This window comes from Streptomyces sp. NPDC002845, assembly GCF_053591955.1.
The window spans coordinates 129,521-146,851 of sequence record NZ_JBSFUU010000018.1; the positions used below are offsets into that span (position 1 = coordinate 129,521).

At 72.4% G+C, this 17,331-nt stretch carries 14 protein-coding genes and 2 pseudogenes; 4 read left to right on the forward strand and 12 right to left on the reverse strand.

Annotated features, from left to right (window positions below; translation table 11 throughout):
* Positions 1–247: 247 nt before the first annotated feature.
* On the forward strand, positions 248–1,273 hold the full coding sequence (locus tag ACWD3C_RS15830; RefSeq protein WP_451144164.1) for a 6-phosphofructokinase: 1,026 nt from the start codon (positions 248–250) through the stop codon (positions 1,271–1,273).
* A gap of 85 nt (positions 1,274–1,358) precedes the next feature.
* On the opposite strand, the gene ACWD3C_RS15835 is transcribed toward ACWD3C_RS15830, so the two are convergent.
* Positions 1,359–2,249: a universal stress protein gene (locus tag ACWD3C_RS15835; protein ID WP_451144166.1), complete on the reverse strand. Its 891-nt coding sequence runs from the start codon at positions 2,247–2,249 to the stop codon at positions 1,359–1,361.
* A gap of 465 nt (positions 2,250–2,714) precedes the next feature.
* Here ACWD3C_RS15835 and ACWD3C_RS15840 point away from each other — a divergent pair, with 465 nt between their 5' ends.
* A complete protein-coding gene (locus ACWD3C_RS15840) occupies positions 2,715–2,963 on the forward strand; it encodes a hypothetical protein (RefSeq protein WP_451144168.1) in 249 nt (82 codons plus the stop codon).
* A 340-nt stretch (positions 2,964–3,303) separates the two neighbouring features.
* Positions 3,304–3,705, forward strand: coding sequence for a hypothetical protein (locus tag ACWD3C_RS15845; RefSeq protein ID WP_451144170.1), 402 nt, complete (start codon positions 3,304–3,306; stop codon positions 3,703–3,705).
* 165 nt (positions 3,706–3,870) lie between these two features.
* On the opposite strand, the gene ACWD3C_RS15850 is transcribed toward ACWD3C_RS15845, so the two are convergent.
* The 11 genes and pseudogenes from ACWD3C_RS15850 to ACWD3C_RS15900 all read right to left on the reverse strand — a co-directional run bounded on the left by ACWD3C_RS15850 (position 3,871) and on the right by ACWD3C_RS15900 (position 16,655).
* Positions 3,871–4,380, reverse strand: a complete 510-nt coding sequence (locus tag ACWD3C_RS15850) for an O-acetyl-ADP-ribose deacetylase (RefSeq protein WP_451144172.1) — start codon at positions 4,378–4,380, stop codon at positions 3,871–3,873.
* A gap of 61 nt (positions 4,381–4,441) precedes the next feature.
* Positions 4,442–5,635 (reverse strand): cytochrome P450, encoded by a 1,194-nt coding sequence (locus tag ACWD3C_RS15855; RefSeq protein ID WP_451144174.1) that lies wholly within the window; start codon positions 5,633–5,635, stop codon positions 4,442–4,444.
* Complete coding sequence (locus ACWD3C_RS15860; protein ID WP_451144176.1) at positions 5,632–7,062, reverse strand: alkaline phosphatase family protein; 1,431 nt, start codon at positions 7,060–7,062, stop codon at positions 5,632–5,634. Before ACWD3C_RS15860 ends, ACWD3C_RS15855 begins: the two co-directional genes overlap by 4 nt.
* A complete protein-coding gene (gene eboE / locus ACWD3C_RS15865) occupies positions 7,059–8,216 on the reverse strand; it encodes a metabolite traffic protein EboE (RefSeq protein WP_451144178.1) in 1,158 nt (385 codons plus the stop codon). The genes ACWD3C_RS15860 and eboE overlap by 4 nt, the downstream gene beginning before the upstream one ends.
* A gap of 7 nt (positions 8,217–8,223) precedes the next feature.
* Complete coding sequence (locus ACWD3C_RS15870; RefSeq protein WP_451144180.1) at positions 8,224–9,090, reverse strand: TatD family hydrolase; 867 nt, start codon at positions 9,088–9,090, stop codon at positions 8,224–8,226.
* Positions 9,091–9,092: 2 nt separating this feature from the next.
* Entirely contained in the window at positions 9,093–9,923 is an 831-nt protein-coding gene (locus ACWD3C_RS15875; RefSeq protein ID WP_451144182.1) for an EboA domain-containing protein, read from the reverse strand.
* Positions 9,924–10,029: 106 nt separating this feature from the next.
* Entirely contained in the window at positions 10,030–10,872 is an 843-nt protein-coding gene (locus ACWD3C_RS15880; protein WP_451144184.1) for a sugar phosphate isomerase/epimerase family protein, read from the reverse strand.
* Between the two features lie 130 nt (positions 10,873–11,002).
* Positions 11,003–12,016 carry an SCO3242 family prenyltransferase gene (locus ACWD3C_RS15885; RefSeq protein ID WP_451144186.1) on the reverse strand — a complete coding sequence of 338 codons (1,014 nt, stop codon included), beginning with the start codon at positions 12,014–12,016 and terminating at the stop codon, positions 11,003–11,005.
* A gap of 133 nt (positions 12,017–12,149) precedes the next feature.
* On the reverse strand, positions 12,150–13,562 hold the full coding sequence (locus ACWD3C_RS15890) for a phytoene desaturase family protein (RefSeq protein WP_451144188.1): 1,413 nt from the start codon (positions 13,560–13,562) through the stop codon (positions 12,150–12,152).
* 308 nt (positions 13,563–13,870) lie between these two features.
* On the reverse strand, positions 13,871–14,716 hold the full coding sequence (locus tag ACWD3C_RS15895; RefSeq protein WP_451144190.1) for an inositol monophosphatase family protein: 846 nt from the start codon (positions 14,714–14,716) through the stop codon (positions 13,871–13,873).
* A gap of 111 nt (positions 14,717–14,827) precedes the next feature.
* A pseudogene (locus ACWD3C_RS15900) lies at positions 14,828–16,655 on the reverse strand (gamma-glutamyltransferase family protein).
* A gap of 446 nt (positions 16,656–17,101) precedes the next feature.
* On the opposite strand from ACWD3C_RS15900, the pseudogene ACWD3C_RS15905 reads away from it, so the two are divergent.
* Positions 17,102–17,236: pseudogene (locus tag ACWD3C_RS15905) on the forward strand (2-phosphosulfolactate phosphatase); the annotation flags it as partial.
* Positions 17,237–17,331 lie beyond the last annotated feature (95 nt).

Consider the following 17,331-nt stretch of genomic DNA (forward strand, 5'->3'; position numbering starts at 1 on the left):
GCGGCGCCGGGAGATCTGCGGCGGCGCTCGAAACGGAGCGCTGTGCCCGGCACCACGGCACCGACGCTTGTACGGCGAGTACCCCTCACACCTGCGAGCGAGCCGCCCGGATCGTGCCGGGAGTCCGTGGAGTGGGCATTGCGGATCGGATGGAGGGAGGCTGGAGACAGCTGATCCATGACCCCGGACAGCGGTTTCGATCGCCGAGAGCCGCGACCAGAGGGTTACCAGCGGAAGGGAGGCAGCCATGAAGGTCGGAGTGCTGACCGGCGGCGGTGACTGTCCCGGCCTCAATGCCGTCATCCGCAGCATCGTCCGCAAAGGCGTCCAGGAGTACGCCTTCGACTTCGTCGGACTGCGAGACGGCTGGCTGGGTGCGCTCCAGGGCGATGTCGTGCCGCTGGACATCCCCAGTGTGCGGGGAATCCTCCCCCGCGGCGGAACCATCCTCGGCTCCTCCCGCACCAACCCGTTCAAACACGAGGACGGGCTGCGACGCGTGCAGGACACCCTTGCCGCGCACGATGTCGACGCGCTCATCGCGATCGGCGGCGAGGACACCCTCGGTGTGGCCACCGAGCTGAGCCGTCAGGGGATCAAGCTGGTCGGCGTACCGAAGACCATCGACAACGACGTGTCCGGCACCGACTGCACCTTCGGCTTCGACACCGCCGTCGGCATCGCGACCGAGGCCATCGACCGCCTCCACACCACCGCCGAGTCGCACATGCGCGCCCTGGTGGTGGAGGTGATGGGGCGGCACTCCGGGTGGATCGCACTGCACGCCGGCGTCGCGGGGGGCGCCAACGTGATCCTCATCCCGGAACGGCCGTTCGACATCGATCAGGTCTGTGAGCAGGTGGAGAGCCGGTTCAAGATCAACTATGCGCCGATCGTCGTGGCGGCCGAAGGCGCCGTCCCCAAAGGGGGACAGATGATCCTCAGGGACCAGACGCTGGACGAGTTCGGCCATGTGCGACTGTCCGGCATCGGCGAGTGGCTGGCCCAGGAGATCTCGGAACGCACCGGCCAGGATGCCCGCACCACGGTCCTGGGCCACGTCCAGCGCGGCGGGACTCCCAGCCCCTTCGACCGATGGCTGGCCACCCGCTTCGGGCTGCACGCCGTCGACGCGGTCAAGGACGGTGACTTCGGCATGATGGTGGCCCTGCACGGCACCCGGATCGTCCGTCTGCCCCTCAGCGAGGCCACGGCGCAGACCAAAATGGTCGATGCGTCGCTGTACGAGGAGTTCGAGGTGTTCTTCGGCTGAATGCCCGGGCGGGCTGAATGCCCAGGCGCCCACCGGATCGCCGATCGCCGTCGGAGCTGCCGGTCCGCCGGTCCGCCGGTCCGCTTCAGCCGACGTGCGGCACGACGGCCACCGGGCAGCGGGCGTGGTGCAGTACGGCGTGGGTGACCGGCCCCAGTCGGCCCTCGGCCGCCCGCGGGTCGGTACGGCGGCCGACGACGAGCAGGTCCGCTCCCCGAGACGCGTTCAGGAGTGCTTCCGCGGGGTGGAGCAGCACGACGTCGGTGCGGACCGTCACCGCCGGGTACTTCTCCTGCCACCCTCGCAGGGCATCGGAGAGCCGCAGAATCTCCTGGTCCTCCCAGGTGGCGCGGTCCTCCTCGGTCACCACCAGCATCCGGGGGGAGACGGAGTCGGCAGGCAGAGCCCACGCCTGCACCATCCGTAGCTCTGCCCCGCGCGCCTCGGCGGCGAAGATCGCGAAGTCCGCCACCTCATGGACCGGGTGGTGCGCGTCGAAACCCGCCACGACTCCGGCAGCGCGGTCCGCCGCGCGCATCCCTTCCCCGAAGGCCCCAGCGGGCTGTGGGGGCACCAGCACGGCGGGGCAAGCGGATGCTGCCGCCACCCGCAGGGCCACCGAGCCGACCGCGAGACCGTCGAAGCCGCCCGTCCCCCGTGTGCCGACGACGAGGAGCCCGGCATCACGTGCCGCGGCGAGGAGTGCGGTGGCCGGGTCGTCATCCGTCTGCTCGCTTCGCACCTCGATGTCCGGGTAACGATGGCCGAGTTCGGCGACCGCCCGCTGGAGCATCCGCTCCCCCACGTGATGCAACGTATCCACGGCCGCGACCGACACGGCGGTGCCCGGAAGCGGTGGAGAGCCATGTACGAGGCGCAGTGGAACGCCACGCAGCGCCGCCTCCCGCGCCGCCCAGTCGGCTGCCGCCAGGCCGTGTTCGGACCCGTCGATACCCGCCAGCACAGGGTGACTCATCGTGCCCTCCTTCGCCCGGCGTGGAGTTCTGCGGGCGCCGCAGCACCCGTCCCTGCTTCCACTGTTCCACGGGCAGCACCACCCGGCGCCCGCAGCGCAGGCGGGGCTCCCGAAGGCCCCGGCAGTCGATCGGTCCTGCCGCCGAACCGCATCCGGGCCGCCTGCCGCAGCGTGCTGCACCTGGCTCGCACACCGGCGGACCGCCACAGCCTCCCGTTCGGCCGCGTACGCGATGTTCCGCCCGCACCGGCTCTGCCCGGCGAGGGTCGGCAGGGTCGGCAGCCGACGGCGAATTCGGCGTCGAGGCCCCCGCGCGGCGCGACCGCGCGCCGGCCTCCCCCTGCCGCCGCCCTTTCGGCCTCGCGCCCACTGCCCGTCGAGAGTGATACTTCGACTACGGAGAAGCTGGCGCGGACGGCGTTTCCGAGGCTGCCCGGCGCCAGTGTGCGACCCCGGGAGGCGACCATGCAGCACGCCGACAAGGCCGGCACGGAAACCGGCGCCATCCCCCGGACCGAGCAGGCCCCGGGCGGGGTGGAGCAGCTGGAACAGCGCGTGCGGAGCCTGGAGAAGCAGATGGACACTCTGGTGCAGGCCGTACGGGCTCTCACCGAGGGCCTGGAACGCTCCCCCGGTAACGGGGCCGGAGACGGCGACAGCAGCGCCCGGGGCGCCCGACTGGCCCACGAGATCCTGCTGTCCCAGGGCCTGTAGACGGCTGTCCCAAGGCCTGTAGACGGGCGGGGCGTCCGGAGGCGAGGGACCATGGCCGTCGCCATCGCCCTGGCCAGGGACACCCTGCTGGGCCGCGGCGTGGCCGAGACACTGGCACACGCCACGCCGCGGCCCCCTCTTCTCCGCCGCGGTGCGCAGAACGCGAGGGCCGCGGACCTGTTCCTGCTCAACCTCGCATGCTGTATCTCCGGCCGGGGTACTTCCATCGGCATCCCGGGCAAGGCCTTCTTCTTCCGGGCGCCGCCGCCGCGCCGGCCGGCCTCGGTACCGACGCGGTCGCCATGGCCGACAACCGTGCCCTCGACTCGACCGGCCCGGCGTGGCCCACGCCGACCTGTGGGACGCGGCGGTACCCGCGTGGCTCACCGGCACCATCCGCGCCCTCGCGAGAGACACAGACCTGACCTCGGTCGGCGACAGATTCACCTGCCACGTACTGTTCGACCTGGTCGACTCCATCGACGACTTCGCCGTCCACCCGGCTCTGCGCAATGACCTGGGCCTGCTCCGGCTGGTCACCCTCGACCGGCGGGGTGTGCGGCGCACCGAGGCCGTCCCCCTCGCCCTGGACCACTGCCACACCCGCCTCGCCGACAGCGAGCAGTACGACTGGATGGCCGACCGTCTCACCCACGCGTGCGCCAAGATGGGCACGCACGTCACCGACGAGGGTGAGCGCCTGGCCGTCACCTGGGCCTGCTCCGTGGCCCGCGCATGCTGACCGGCCGCCCACACCGGACCTGCCCCGGAACGGGTGCGCCGCGGCCAGTGAGCCGCGCGTGACGGTCACGGACCAAGCATCTGGCGACCGCGAGGTGGCCTGCGGTTGATCGCCCGCGCTTTGGGGACACAGGCAACGACGGGAACCCCCGAACCATGATTTCCGTCAGCGAAGCTGCACGGCGAACGCCTCGTACGCCCGCTCGTCGAAGAGGACGAACCGCACCTCCTCGACCGCCGTCCGAGTGGCCCGCACCGTCTCCACCGCGATACGAGCCGCGTCCTGAAGCGGCCAGCGGTAGACGCCGGTCGAGATCGCGGGGAACGCGACCGTGCGGGCGCCCAGTTCGTCGGCGACGCGCAGTGACTCCCGGTGGCAGGAGGCCAGCAGGTCCGAGCGGTCCTCGGACCGGCTGAAAACCGGGCCCACGGTATGGATCACCCATCGCGCGTCCAGGTCGCCCGCCGTCGTGGCGACCGCCTGGCCGGTGGGGAGGCCCTTGCCGTACCGGGAGGCGCGCAGGGCGCGGCAGTCGGCGAGGATGGCGGGGCCGCCGCGGCGGTGGATGGCGCCGTCCACTCCCCCGCCGCCGAGGAGCGAGGAGTTGGCGGCGTTGACGATGGCATCGACGGACTGGCGGGTGATGTCGCCCTGGACGAGAGTGATCGCGGTCATGGCCGCCTCTATACCAGCCCGCCGCGGCCATGGGGTGGTGCTCACCCCATGGCCGCGTCGCTCACCAGGCCACCGGCAGCTCCCGCACACCGTGGACCGAGCTCAGCGGCAGGGCGAAGTCCTCGGGCTCGGCGGTGAGGCGGAGGCCGGGGAGGCGGTCGAAGAGGGCGGGCAGGCCGATCTGGAGTTCGGCGCGGGCCATGGACTGGCCGATGCACTGGTGGAGGCCATGGCCGAAGGCCAGGTGGCCCGTGGTGTTCCGGCGGACGTCCAGGTCGTCGGGGTCGGCGAAGACGGACGGGTCGCGGTTGGCGGCCTGGAGTGCCACGACGACGCCCTCACCGGCGCGGATGCGGACGCCCGCGATCTCGACGTCCTCGGTGGCGATCCGCCGCAGGCCGGCGTGGGCCACGGTGAGATACCGCAGCAGTTCCTCGATCGCGTCCGGCCACAGCCCGGGGTCGGCGCGCAGGGCGGCGAGTTGCTCGGGGTGGCGCAGGAGGGCGACCACCGCCAGCGGGAACATGTTCGCCGTCGTCTCATGGCCCGCCACGAGCAGGAGCGAGGCAAGGCCGACGGCCTCGGCCTCGGTCGCCTCACCGGTCGCGACCCGCTCCGTCGCCAGCCGCGAGACCAGGTCGTCGGCGGGCTCGCGGGTGCGCAGCGCGAGCAGTTCGCCGAGATAGCCGTGCAGGGCCTTGCGGGCCGTGAGCATCTCCTCCGGGCCCGAGGCGAGGCTGCTGATCGACTTCGACTGCCGCTGGAAGAAGTCGTGGTCCTCGTACGGCACCCCGAGCAGCTCGCAGATCACCAGGGACGGCAGCGGCAACGCGTACGACTCCACCAGCTCGGCCGTCGTGGCGCCGTCCGCCGTCATAGTGTCGAGGAGCTCGGCGCAGATCCGGGCGATGGCGGGCCGCAGTTGCTCGATGCGGCGGAAGGTGAAGTCGGGGATCAGCATGCGGCGCAGCCGCGTGTGGTCGGGCGGGTCCATCATGAAGAACTGGCCCGGAGCGCGCGGCGGCGCCTGGGGCCGGAAGCCGGGGAAGCCTTCGAGGGTCGCGTCGGCGCTGAAGCGCGGGTCGGCGAGCACCGCCCGGGCGTCCTCGTGGCGGGTGATCAGCCAGGGGCTGTTCTCGCCCCAGACCGTCACGCGCCGGATCGGTTCCTCCGTCCGCCACTTGGCGTACTCGGGCGCCGGGTCGAGGAGCGGGCGCTCCGTAGGGAGAGAGTCGGGCAAGGGTGAGTACGTCATTCCGGTCGCCGTCCTTCGTTCCGTCCCGCCAGGGTCAGCAGCAGTTGTTTGACCTCCGTCGCCGCGTACGCCTCGCGCGCTTCCTCCGGCTCCGAGCAGAGGAGTACGGGTCCGTCGTCCGGGTGGGCGGGCTGCCGGCCGTGGCTGCCACTGACACCCGACGGGTCCAGCGGGACCGTGCTGATGCGGTAACGGAACCCGAGCTTCTTGCGGGCCACCTGGCCCACCGCGCGCAGCTTCACCGCGGGGACGGTCTCGTCGTAGAGCAGTTCGGCGGGGTCGTAGCCGGGTTTGCGGTGGATCTCGACCTGGCGGGCGAAGTCGGGGGCGCGGTCGTCGTCCAGCCAGTAGTAGTACGTGAACCAGGCGTCGGGGTCGGCGATCGCGACCAGTTCGCCGGAGCGTTCGTGGTCTAGGCCGTGGGCCGCCTTGCCCTCGGCGTCCAGCACCCGTTCCACGCCGTCGAGTCCGGCGAGGATCTTGGCGACCGCCTCCGTGTCGGCCGGGTCCCGTATGTAGACGTGGGCGATCTGGTGGTCGGCGACGGCGAAGGCGCGGGAGGTCCAGGGGTCGAGGTACTCCATGCCGTCCTGCGTGTACACGTCCAGCAGTCCGGCCCGGCGCAGGGCGCGGTTGATGTCGACGGGGCGGGAGGCGGGGGCGATGCCGTACTCGCTGAGCGCCACGACCGTCGCGCCCTCGCTGACGAAGTGGTCGATCAACGGGCGCAGGGCGTCGTCGAGCCGGCGGGCCTGGCGGGCGGTCTCGGCCGAGTCGGGGCCGGAGCGCTGGGGCTCGTAGTCCATCTGCGGGATGTAGACGAGGGTGAGGTCGGGGCGGTGTTCGTCGAAGACCTGGCGGGCGGCGCCCAGGATCCACTGGGTGGAGGGCATGCCCGCGTTCGGGCCCCAGTAGGTGAAGAGGGGGAACGGGCCGAGTCGGTCGGTGAGTTCGTCGTGCAGGGACGGCGGCCAGGTGTAGCAGTCGGGTTCCTTGCGGCCGTCGGAGTAGTAGACGGGCCGCGGGGTGACGGTGAGGTCGACATCCGCGCCCATGGCGTACCACCAGCAGATGTTGGCGACCTTGTAGTCGGGGTCGGACCTGCGGGCCGTCTCCCAGATCTTCTCGCCGCCGACGAGGGCGTTGTGCTGCCGCCACAGCAGGACTTCGCCGAGGTCCCGGAAGTACCAGCCGTTGCCCACCGCCCCGTGTCCGGACGGCGGTTCGCCGGTCAGCAGCGTGGACTGGACGGTGCAGGTCACGGCGGGCAGCACGGTGTCGAGCCGGGCCCGGAAGCCGCGCTCGCCGAGGGCGGCGACGGCGGGCATGTGCTTCAGCAGCTTGGGGGTGAGGCCGACGATGTCGAGGACGACGAGTCGCCGGGACGGGTCGGTCATGCGTGAGCCGGTCGTGTGCAAGTCGGTCATGCCGTGTCCTCCTTGAGGCCGAGTCCGGTCAACCGGGCGCGGGCCCAGTCCAGTTCGGCGGCGATTCCGGCGGCGAGGTCGGTGGGGGGCTCCGGCAGCACGGACCAGGTGTAGGTCTCGACCTCGATGTGGTCGCAGACCGCCGAGGGGCCGCCGAGGAGTCCCGCGAGGACATCGGTGAGCTGGTCGGCGGTGGTACGGAGCGGGGGTTCGGGGTCCGCGTGCAGCGGGGCGTGGAAGTGGACGCGCCAGGGGCCGGTGTCGGTGGGCAGGCCGCCGTCCAGGGCGTCCGGCAGGTCGTCGACTCCGAGCACCTGCCCGCCGGTCGCCGTGCGCGTCTGGTGCAGGAACTTCGGCTCCGCCAGCCGCCGCAGGGCCGCGCGGGCGGCGGGGTCCGCCGGGTCGTGGGCCTCGACGGCGCAGGACGCCTGGAGCTTGACGACGGGCAGCCCGGCGTCCGCGAGGCGGCGCAGGGCCGCGGCGGGCTCCTCGAACTGCACGGCGAGATGGCAGGCGTCGAGGCAGACGCCGAGCCGTTCCGGGTCGAGGCCGCCGAGTTCCCGTACGGCCTGGGCGGTGGTCTCCACGACGCAGCCGGGCTCCGGTTCGAAGCCGACCCGGACGCGGCGGCCGGTCTCCGCTTCGAGCCCGGCGAGTGAGGCGGCCAGCCGGTCGAGGGCGCGGCGGGCGGCCCCGGCGCGCTCCCGGGGCCACGGTGTGCGCCAGGCGAGCGGCAGGGTGGAGACGCTGCCCGACTCGGCGTCGTCCGGCAGGAGTTCGGCGAGTACGCGGGCGCAGTCGAGGGTGTGGCGCAGCCGGGCCTCGTCCGCCCAGTCGGGGAGGTAGACGTCCTTCTTGACGACCTCGCGGTGGAACCCGGCGTACGGGAAGGCGTTGAGGGTGACCGTCTCCAGTCCGCGTGCGCCGAGTTCGGTCTTGAGGTGTCTCAACGCCCCCGGATCGGAGACGAGTTGGGCGACGACGTCGCGGGCCAGCCACAGGCCGATGCCGAGGCGGCCGACGTCCAGCCGTTCGCGTACGGGCTCGGCGTGGGCGGCGAGCTGGGCGATGACGCCGTCGAGGTCCTCCGCCTGGTGGACATTGCTGCAATAGCCGAGGTGGACGGGTGTGCCGTCGGGGTGCCGGAAGCGCATCGGCCGCTCACGCTCCCCCGCGCCGTATGGAGTTGCCCTGGAACGAGGACGACTCGTCGGGCTTGGGCTCGTCGAGGGCCGGATCGAGGTCCAGGCGCCCGCTCTGCCCGTAGAAGGCGACCGGGTTGCGCCACAGGACCTGGTCCACCGCGTCGTCGCCGAAGCCTGCGGCGAGCATGGCGTCGGCGGTCTTCCGGGTCTTGAGCGGGTCCGAACGGCCCCAGTCCGCCGCCGAGTTGACAAGAACGTGCTCTGTCCCGTGCTCCTTGAGGATGTCGACCATCCGGTCCTCGCTCATCTTCGTCTTCGGGTAGATCGAGAACCCGGCCCAGCAGCCGCTGTCGAGGACCATGCCGACGGTGAGTTCGTTGAGGTGGTCGAGGACGACGAGCGAGGGGTCGATGCCCGAGTCGCGGACCACGTCGAGGGTGCGGCGGGTCCCGGCGGCCTTGTCGCGGTGAGGGGTGTGCACGAGGGCGGGCAGGTCGTGCTCCATGGCGAGGTTGAGCTGGTGGACGAGCGCCTGGTCCTCCTCGGGGGTCATCGAGTCGTAGCCGATCTCGCCGACGGCGACGACCCGGTCCTTGACCAGGTACCAGGGCAGTTCGTCCAGCACGGGGACGCAGCGCGGGTCGTTGGCCTCCTTGGGGTTCAGGGCGATGGTGCAGAAGTGCTGGATGCCGAACTGCGCGGCCCGGTACGGCTCCCAGCCCAGCAGCGCGTCGAAGTAGTCGTAGAAGCTCTCGGGCGAGGTGCGGGGCTGACCGAGCCAGAAGGCGGGCTCGACGACGGCCCGTACCCCGGCCGCGTACATCGCCTCGTAGTCGTCGGTGGTGCGGGAGGTCATGTGGATGTGGGGGTCGAAGATGCGCACGGTCAGGCTTCTTCCAGGGGGTCGTGGGGGTCTTGGGAGTCGTGGGGTTCTTGGAGGGGGGCGGCTTCGGTGAGTGCCCTCAGGGCGCGTTCGGCGGCCTCGCGGCGGGCGGGAACGGCTGACCGCGTCTCGGCCGTGAGCTTCTCCGCGACGGTGGGGAAGGCGCGGACCACGGGCCAGATATCGGCCGGTACGTCCCGTCCGGCGGCGATCCGCTCGTGTGCGAAGTCGGCGAGCATACGGGCGAGTTCGTGGTCCGCGCGGACGTCGAGCCCGGCGACACGGCCGAGCGGGATCTCGTAGAAGACGCACTTCAGAACGGCCTGGCGGTACTCGGTGTTGGGCAGATGCGCCGCCGCGTACGGGCCGAGGGCGGTCTCGATCAGGCCGCTGTCGTTGCCGCGCAGGGTCTCGCGGACGAGGGGGAGGGCGAGGTCGCCGAGAGGGGTCCTGTCGGGGGTGTCCAGCAGGGGCAGTGCGCGCAGGACGGCCCGCTGTTCGGCCGGGTCGCCGCGTCGGTGGAGGGGCGCGAGTACGTCCACGAGGGCCTGGCCGTGCAGGGGGATCGCGGTGAGGAGCGCCACTCGGGCGGCCTCGTCGACGGTCCACTCGGTGTTCAGGCGGGCGTGACCGCAGCGTCTTCGGGTGGCCGGGAAGAAACGTCGTACTGCGGTCGGGTCGGCGGCGACCGCCGCGATGGCTTCGTCGAGCCAGGCGCGGGCCGGCGCGTCGAGCGCGGCGGGGAGGAGGGAGAGGCCGGGGTGGGGTGGGGGTTGTGGGGGTTGTGAGGGCTGCATGGGCTGGGGAAGCAGGCTGGGGTTCGGTGCGGCCATGACGGGACTGCCTCCTGTGGGGTTGAAGGCACTGCTCTTGGGGGGCTGGACTTGGGGAGTACGTTCTTGCAGCCGGCGTGCTTCGTGGTGGTGTCGTGTCGTGGGGCTACGCCGCCGCGCGCAGGAACTCGATGGAACGGCGGGCGACTTCGGGGGCGTCGAGGGAGCCGCCCTGGATCTCCACGGAGACCAGGCCACGGTGCCCGAGGGTGCGGAGGGCGGCCAGCACGGGCGGGAAGTCGATCTCGCCGGCGCCGAATTCGAGATGCTGGTGGATGCCGCGCCGCATGTCCTCGATCTGCACGTTCAGCAGGCGCGGGGCGGCCAGGTGCACGCAGTCCAGCACGGGCCGCTCCTCCACGCAGTGGGCGTGCCCGATGTCGAGGGTGATCCCGAACAGCTCGTGTCCGCCCACGCGTTCGGCGAGTTCGAGGCAGCGCTCCACGGTGTCGACGAACATGTACGGCTCCGGCTCGAAGGCGAGCGCCACCCCGTACCGCTCCGCCAGCTCCAGCACGGTCCCGATCCCGGCCGCGAGCCGTTTCCACGCGTCCGGCTCCGGCAGCCCGTCCGGCGCGGGCCCGCTGCACAGGTGGACGGTGGGCGAGCCGAGGTCGGCCGCGATGCGAACGGCCCGTCGCAGCAGGTCGATCCGCCGTTCGGAGCCGTCCGACATCAGGGTCGGCAGGTGTTTGCCCCGGGGGTCGAGGAAGTAGGGGGCGCCCGTCTCCACCGTGACGTCCAGTCCGAGGCGGGTGAGCCGGCGGTCGAGCACGGCCAGGTGCCGGGGCAGGTCGTCGGCGTACGGGTCGAGGTGGACGTGGTCGAGGGTGAGGGCGACTCCGTCGTAGCCGAGGTCGGCGAGGACATCGAGGGCGTCGCTCAGACGATGGTGGGTGAAGCCGTTGGTGCCGTAGCCGAATTTCAGGGCGGTGGGGGCTGCGCTCATGCTGACGGTTCCTCGTGCGGAGGTCTCGGACGGACAAGCGGGTGCGGGGAAGTGCGGGGCGTTCCCGCGCCGTGCGGCGAACGTGTGTGCCGGGCGGCGTGGGGCCTGCCCGTACTTCCCCCGGGGTCGCTCAGGTGGGGGAAATGCGCCGGGCCAGCCGTCGCGCGAGGGGGTGGACCACGCCGAGCAGCGCGGCCGCCGCCGGTGCCCCGCCGCGCGCGGTCAGGGAGGTCTGCAGGGGCATCAGTCCGAGGATCCCGGCGCCCACGGCCCGCCGTACGTTCTCGCCCGACGGCTCGCGTACGGCGCGTGCCTGGGCCGTTCCGTAGGTGCCGAGGTAGGCGAGGGCGCCCGCGGCGACGAGGCCGGTGCGGAGGGTGGCGGACGGGGTCGTCGCACGTGGGGTGGCCGCGGACCCGGTGTCTCCGGCGGTTCGCAGGGCGGCGGCCGCCGTGCGCACGGTGGGGATCGCCGTGGCGAGGGCGGTCGCCGTGGAGACGGCGAGGGTCGTGGCCGGGAGGCGGGCGGGCGCGCCCGAGATCTCGTGGCGGCTGAGGGCGGTCAGCGTGTACGTGTGGGCGCCGACCAGCGCGGCCGGGACGGCACCCCGCCGCAGCGCCGTCGCGGCCCCGGTCGTGCCGTGCGGTGCCGTACCGGGGACCAGCGCTCCCGCGAGGACGTCCAGGGCGCGGGCCCCGGCCATCGCGGCCGGACCGGCCGGGGTGGACTTGAGCTTGAGGTCGTACGCCCACACCAGTCCCGTCAGGGGAAGCGCGCCCATGAGGCTGCGTCGTCCTCCCGAGGCGGCGGCGAGGCCGAGTCCCGCGGCGGTCAGGGCGCCGGCCACGGCGAGGGCGGTGCGGCGTGGGACGCGGCCCGAGGGAACGGGACGTTCGGGGCGTTCGACGGCGTCGACGGTGGCGTCGGCGTAGTCGTTGAGGGCCATGCCGGCCCAGTAGAGGCAGACGGACGATCCCATGACGCCGAGCGTGCGTAACCCTGTCGGGCGTCCGGCGGCGGCTGCTCCCGCGAGCACATCACCGGGGACACTCAGTGCGGCCGGCGCCCGGACGAGGTGCGCCAGGTCGGCGAGGCGCACGGTAGACCGGGGACCGAAGCGGAGGGCCGCTTTCCGATCTTTCATAAACGCACCCTACATACGGAACTTGAACCTTCACGGGCGCGCGTTCGGATCGAGCCACGTGACAAAGACGACACTGATTTTTACGTCAGGGAACCGTCAATGCGGTTTGCTTCGAGGCGCGTTGGGCAGGCGTTCAGGCTTGTCGTCGCAACTGCCGCCAGACGGCCTTGGCCGCGTTGTGCCCCGACATGCCGTGGACGCCGGGCCCCGGCGGGGTGGCCGAGGAGCAGATGAAGACGGCCGGGTGCGGGGTGCTGTACGGGGCGAGCGAAAGCTTCGGGCGGAGCAGGAGCTGCAGGCCCGAGGCGGCGCCGCAGGCGATGTCGCCGCCGATGTAGTTGACGTTGCGGGCGGCGAGTTCGGGCGGGCCGGCGGTCGCGCGGGCGAGGACGCGGTCGCGGAATCCCGGGGCGAAACGCTCCAGTTGGCGTTCGATGGCGTCCGTGAGGTCCCCGGTCCAGCCGTTCGGGACATGCCCGTACGCCCAGAAGACGTGCTTGCCGTCGGGCGCGCGGGAGGGGTCGACGACGCTGGGCTGCACGGTGATCAGGAAGGGTGCGTCGGGGGCGCGGCCCTCGCGGGAGGCCGCCCGCAGTGCGGCGCCGATCTCCGCCTTGCTCGCCCCGACCTGCACCGTGCCGGCGGAACGGGCCTGCTTCGCCGTCCAGGGCACGGGCCCGTCCAGCGCATAGTCGATCTTGAAGGCGCTCGCGCCGTAACGGTACCCGTCGTAGTAGCGACCGAAGCCGGCGATCCGGGCCAGTGCGGTGGGCGAGGTGTCGAAGACGTACGCGCGCGCGGGCGGCAGGTCGTCGAGGCGCTTGACCTCGTAGTCGGTGTGGACGGTGCCGCCGAGGTCCTTCAGGTACGCGGTGAGCGCGTCGGAGATGGACTGGGAGCCGCCGCGGGCGACGGGCCAGCCGGCGGCGTGCGCGGCCAGCGCGAAGACCAGGCCGACGGCGCCGGTGGCGATCCCGTCGAGCGGGGCGATGACGTGCGCGACGAGCCCGGAGAACAGGGCCTTGGCGCGCTCGTCGTGGAAGCGGCGCATCAGCCAGGTCGCGGGTGGCAGTCCGACCAGGCCGAAGCGGGCGAGGGTGACCGGGTCGCGGGGCAGGGCGGTGCGGGGCAGCGACATGAAGTCGTGGACCAGGGTGTCCCATCGGCCGAGGAAGGGCTCGACCAGCCTGCGGTACGCTCCCGCGTCGCGCGGCCCGAACGACGCCGCCGTCTCGGCCACGGACCGGGACAGCACGGCGGCGCTGCCGTCGGGGAACGGGTGTGCCATCGGCAGCTCGGCGTGCAGCCACTCCAGGCCGTACCGCCGCAGCGGCATCGCCTTGAACGCGGGCGAGTTGATACCCAGCGGGTGGGCGGCGGAGCACGGGTCGTGGTGGAAGCCGGGGAGTGTGAGCTCCTCGGTGCGGGCTCCCCCGCCGACGGTGCCCCGCGCCTCGAACACGGCCACGGAGAAGCCGCGGCGGGCCAGCTCCACGGCAGCCGTCAGGCCGTTCGGCCCCGCTCCCACCACGACCGCATCGAGCATCGACGGCACCTTCGGACCCCTTATCGTCAGCCGATGGTCACTCGGAGCCTGTGTCCGCTCCCCGGCCGGATCAGCGCACGTCGTCTGGTGCGTGCGATCGCAAGGCGCCGGAAGGTCCTCGTAGCGGAGCCACTAGGGCCTTTCGGCAACGCGGCGAGCGTGCGTGCCAGGCGGCGTGCGCCCAGCCGGGGACCGGACACAGATTCCAGGCCAGGATATGCCGGGGTACTGACAGGGCCGGGCTCGGGGCGCGCGCGCCGGGGCCGCCGTGGCCACAGGGGGCGGCGGGGGGGGCGGCCGGTCTCCGGTCAGGCTCCGGCCGACAGCAGCGCGACCACGCGGCGGGCCGTGGCCTCGTCCCTCGCCGTGGTGAACGGCAGGGCGTTGCCGCCGGTGATGCGGAAGGGCTCGCCCGTGCGGGTCAGGTGGGTGCCGCCGGCCTCCTCGACCAGCAGGATGCCGGCCGCGTGGTCCCAGGCGGCCTCCCAGGAGAACGCGGTGGCGTCCAACTCCCCTCGCGCCACGGCGAGGTACTCCAGCCCGGCGGAGCCGCACGCGCGCGGGGCCACTCCGTCGGTCCACAGGCCGAGCAGCGCGTGCTTCTGCTCGGCGGTGGTGTAGTCGGGGTGGGACGTGGCCACATGGAGGTCGCGGCCCGGGGCGGGCGAGCCCGAGCGCAGGGGCTCGCCGTCGAGGAATGCGCCCTGGCCGCGTATGGCGAGGGCGAGTTGGTCGAGGGCGGGCGCGTACGTCCACGAGGCCCGCACGACACCGCCCCTCGCGAGCGCGACCAGGGTGCAGAAGCCGGGTTCGCCGCGGACGAACTGGCGGGTGCCGTCGACCGGGTCGACGATCCAGACGGGTGCGTCGCCCTGGATCGCCCCGTACGTCGCCGGGTCGGTGTGCACCGCCTCCTCGCCGACCACGACGGAGCCGGGGAGCAGCGCGGCGAGCGCCTCCGTCAGGTACAGCTCGGCCTTGCGGTCGGCGTCCGTCACCAGGTCGTGCGGGCCGCTCTTCTGGTCGACCTCGTGCGCGGCGAGCTGCCGGAAGCGGGGCATGATCTCGGTGGCGGCGGCCTTGCGGATCGCCTCCTCGACGTCGGAGGCGTGGTGCGCGAGAAACTCGTCGATGGTTTCGGTGTCTTCGATCATGGCTCCATGACAGCACGCGCCACTGACAATCCCCACCCATCCGGTGCACCACGGGTGGAATCGCCGTGAACACCCGGGGCGCGTCCGAGCCCGCGGCCGCCGGGGCCGGGGTCAGCGGCCGACCGCGTACCCCTGCATCCCCCGTGGGTTCGCCGCCGCCGACAGCACTCCCGTCTCCGGGTCCCGCGCGACCGCGCACAGCCGGCCCTCGGACCAGGCGTCGCCGACGGTGACGTCGTGGCCGCGCCGCCACAGCTCCTCGACGATCCCGGCCGGCATGCGGGACTCGACGGTGACGCTGCCGGGCCGCATGCCGCGCGGGTAGAAGGAGCCGGGGAAGCTGTCGTTGTGCCAGTTCGGGGCGTCGACGGCGCCTTGGAGGTCGAGGCCGCCGCGGACCTGTGGGCGCAGGGCGACCGCGAGGAAGAAGTGCAGCTGCCACTGGTCCTGCTGGTCGCCGCCGGGGGTGCCGAACGCCATGACCGGCACCCCGTCGCGCAGGGCGAGCGAGGGCGTGAGCGTGGTGCGCGGACGGCGGCCCGGGGTCAGGGAGTTGGGCAGTGACTCGTCCAGCCAGGTCATCTGGAGCCGGGTGCCGAGCGGGAAGCCCAGTTCGGGCACGACCGGGTTGGACTGGAGCCAGCCGCCGCTGGGCGTGGCCGCGATCATGTTGCCCCAGCGGTCGACGATGTCGAGGTGGCAGGTGTCGCCCCGGGTGGAGCCGTCCGCCGCGACATCCGGCTCGCCCGGCACCGGCGAGAGGGGGCTCTTGGCCACCGTGGGCTCACCGGCCCCCAGGGGGTTGAAGCCAGGGTCGTCGGTGGCCACCACGCGCGCGTGCCCGCTCATCCGCGGACTGCGCCCTCCGGGGCTGCCGGGGCGCAGTTCGTACGAGGCCGACTCGCCGATGAGGGTGCGCCGCGCGGCGTTGTACTCCGGCGACAGCAGCTCGGCCAGCGGGACCTCGGCCGCGTCGCCGTACCACGCCTCCCGGTCCGCCAATGGCGAGCTTGCAGCCCTCGATCAGCAGGTGGTGGTACTCGGCGGACCCGTACGCCGGCAGCTCCGGCGGGAGCAGCGCGAGTTGCTGGAGGAGCACCGGGCCCTGGCTCCAGGGGCCCGCCTTGCACAGGGTCCAGCCGTCCCAGTCGTACGTCGCCGGGGCCTCGTAGGACGCGGACCAGGAGGCCAGGTCGGCGGCGGACAGCGTCCCGGTGTGCCGTTCGCCGCTGGTGTCCATGGTGGGCCGCGCGGCCTGCCGTACGAGGGCCTCGGCGATGAACCCGGTCCGCCACACCTCCCGCGCCGCCTCGATCCGGGCCACCCGGTCGCCGCTCCCGGAGACCTCCGTGAGCAGCCGCTTCCAGGTGGCGGCCAGCGCGGGGTTCCGGAACAGCTCGCCCGGCCGGGGTCCCTTCCCGCCCGGCAGATACACCTCCGCCGACGAGACCCACTCCTCCTCGAAGAGGCCGCGCACCGTCTCGACGGTCTCCCCGACACGCTCCACGGGCGCGTGCCCGTGCTCGGCGTACCCGATGGCGTACTTCAGCACATCGGCGAGGTCCTTTGTGCCGTGGTCCCGCAGCAGGAGCATCCAGGCGTCGAACGCACCCGGCACGGCCGCCGCCAGCGGCCCGGTACCGGGGACGAGCTGCAGACCGAGTCCCCTGTAGTGCTCGATCGTCGCCCCGGCGGGCGCGACCCCCTGCCCGCACAGCACCCGTACCTCCCCGCCGGTCGGCGCCAGGATGATCGGCACCTCACCCGCGGGCCCGTTCAGATGCGGCTCCACGACGTGCAGCACGAACCCCGCGGCCACGGCGGCGTCGTACGCGTTGCCGCCGTCCTCCAACACGGCCATCGCCGACTGCGAGGCGAGCCAGTGCGTGGAGGACACCATGCCGAAGGTGCCCTGGAGGGTTGGGCGGGTGGTGAACATGTGGGCTCTCACCTCGCTGTTTATGCGCGTCGGCCGGTCGGATCTGCGCTCGGGAACGGGCCTGGGGAGAATCTGGGGAGTTCGGGCCGGAGCTCTCCCTCCGCCCGCTCGCCCCAGCAGGCTATCGATCGCCCTGCACCCCTTCTTCCCCCGCCTCTGGCATGAAGTGTGCGTAGTGGTCAAGGGTGATGGTCGGCGACGAGTGCCCCAGCCACTTGGGCGAAGATGACGACCGACTCTCCTGCCTCCAGCACGAGGGATGCGTACGTGTGCCTTGTGTCCGCAGAGGCTGTGTGCGGGTGACCCCGTGTGTCGATTGAGCAGGCGGGTCGTTGCGGACCACTTTCGCGACGCAGGCAGCCGGAGGTGTTGCAATCCGAGACCTTTGATGTGATGCGCATCACTCTCTGGGTGCTTCGGGTCGGGCATGCGCGATCGTGATCGGAATGGACACCCGTTTCCTTGGCATCCCTGAGCTGGTCGAAGCCCCGTCCGTCGCGGTCGTGGTCGACGTCATGCGTGCTTTCACCGTGGCTGCCTGGGCCTTTGCCCAGGGGGCGGAAAAGATCGTTCTTGCTGAGTGACGTTTTCTCAGCGGTGATCATTTCCAGATTCCGTTGAGGGCGAGGGCGGCGCGGGCGATGTCGCCGATTCGGCTCGGGCTGAGGGTGATGTG

What these genes read in the sequence shown, in the direction of transcription:
- ACWD3C_RS15830 (WP_451144164.1), top strand. Translation starts at nt 248, where the DNA reads ATGAAGGTCGGAGTGCTGACCGGCGGCGGTGACTGTCCCGGCCTCAAT.
- ACWD3C_RS15835 (WP_451144166.1), bottom strand. Translation starts at nt 2,249, where the DNA reads ATGAGTCACCCTGTGCTGGCGGGTATCGACGGGTCCGAACACGGCCTG.
- ACWD3C_RS15840 (WP_451144168.1), top strand. Translation starts at nt 2,715, where the DNA reads ATGCAGCACGCCGACAAGGCCGGCACGGAAACCGGCGCCATCCCCCGG.
- ACWD3C_RS15850 (WP_451144172.1), bottom strand. Translation starts at nt 4,380, where the DNA reads ATGACCGCGATCACTCTCGTCCAGGGCGACATCACCCGCCAGTCCGTC.
- ACWD3C_RS15855 (WP_451144174.1), bottom strand. Translation starts at nt 5,635, where the DNA reads ATGACGTACTCACCCTTGCCCGACTCTCTCCCTACGGAGCGCCCGCTC.
- ACWD3C_RS15860 (WP_451144176.1), bottom strand. Translation starts at nt 7,062, where the DNA reads ATGACCGACTTGCACACGACCGGCTCACGCATGACCGACCCGTCCCGG.
- eboE (WP_451144178.1), bottom strand. Translation starts at nt 8,216, where the DNA reads ATGCGCTTCCGGCACCCCGACGGCACACCCGTCCACCTCGGCTATTGC.
- ACWD3C_RS15875 (WP_451144182.1), bottom strand. Translation starts at nt 9,923, where the DNA reads ATGGCCGCACCGAACCCCAGCCTGCTTCCCCAGCCCATGCAGCCCTCA.
- ACWD3C_RS15880 (WP_451144184.1), bottom strand. Translation starts at nt 10,872, where the DNA reads ATGAGCGCAGCCCCCACCGCCCTGAAATTCGGCTACGGCACCAACGGC.
- ACWD3C_RS15885 (WP_451144186.1), bottom strand. Translation starts at nt 12,016, where the DNA reads ATGAAAGATCGGAAAGCGGCCCTCCGCTTCGGTCCCCGGTCTACCGTG.
- ACWD3C_RS15890 (WP_451144188.1), bottom strand. Translation starts at nt 13,562, where the DNA reads ATGCTCGATGCGGTCGTGGTGGGAGCGGGGCCGAACGGCCTGACGGCT.
- ACWD3C_RS15895 (WP_451144190.1), bottom strand. Translation starts at nt 14,716, where the DNA reads ATGATCGAAGACACCGAAACCATCGACGAGTTTCTCGCGCACCACGCC.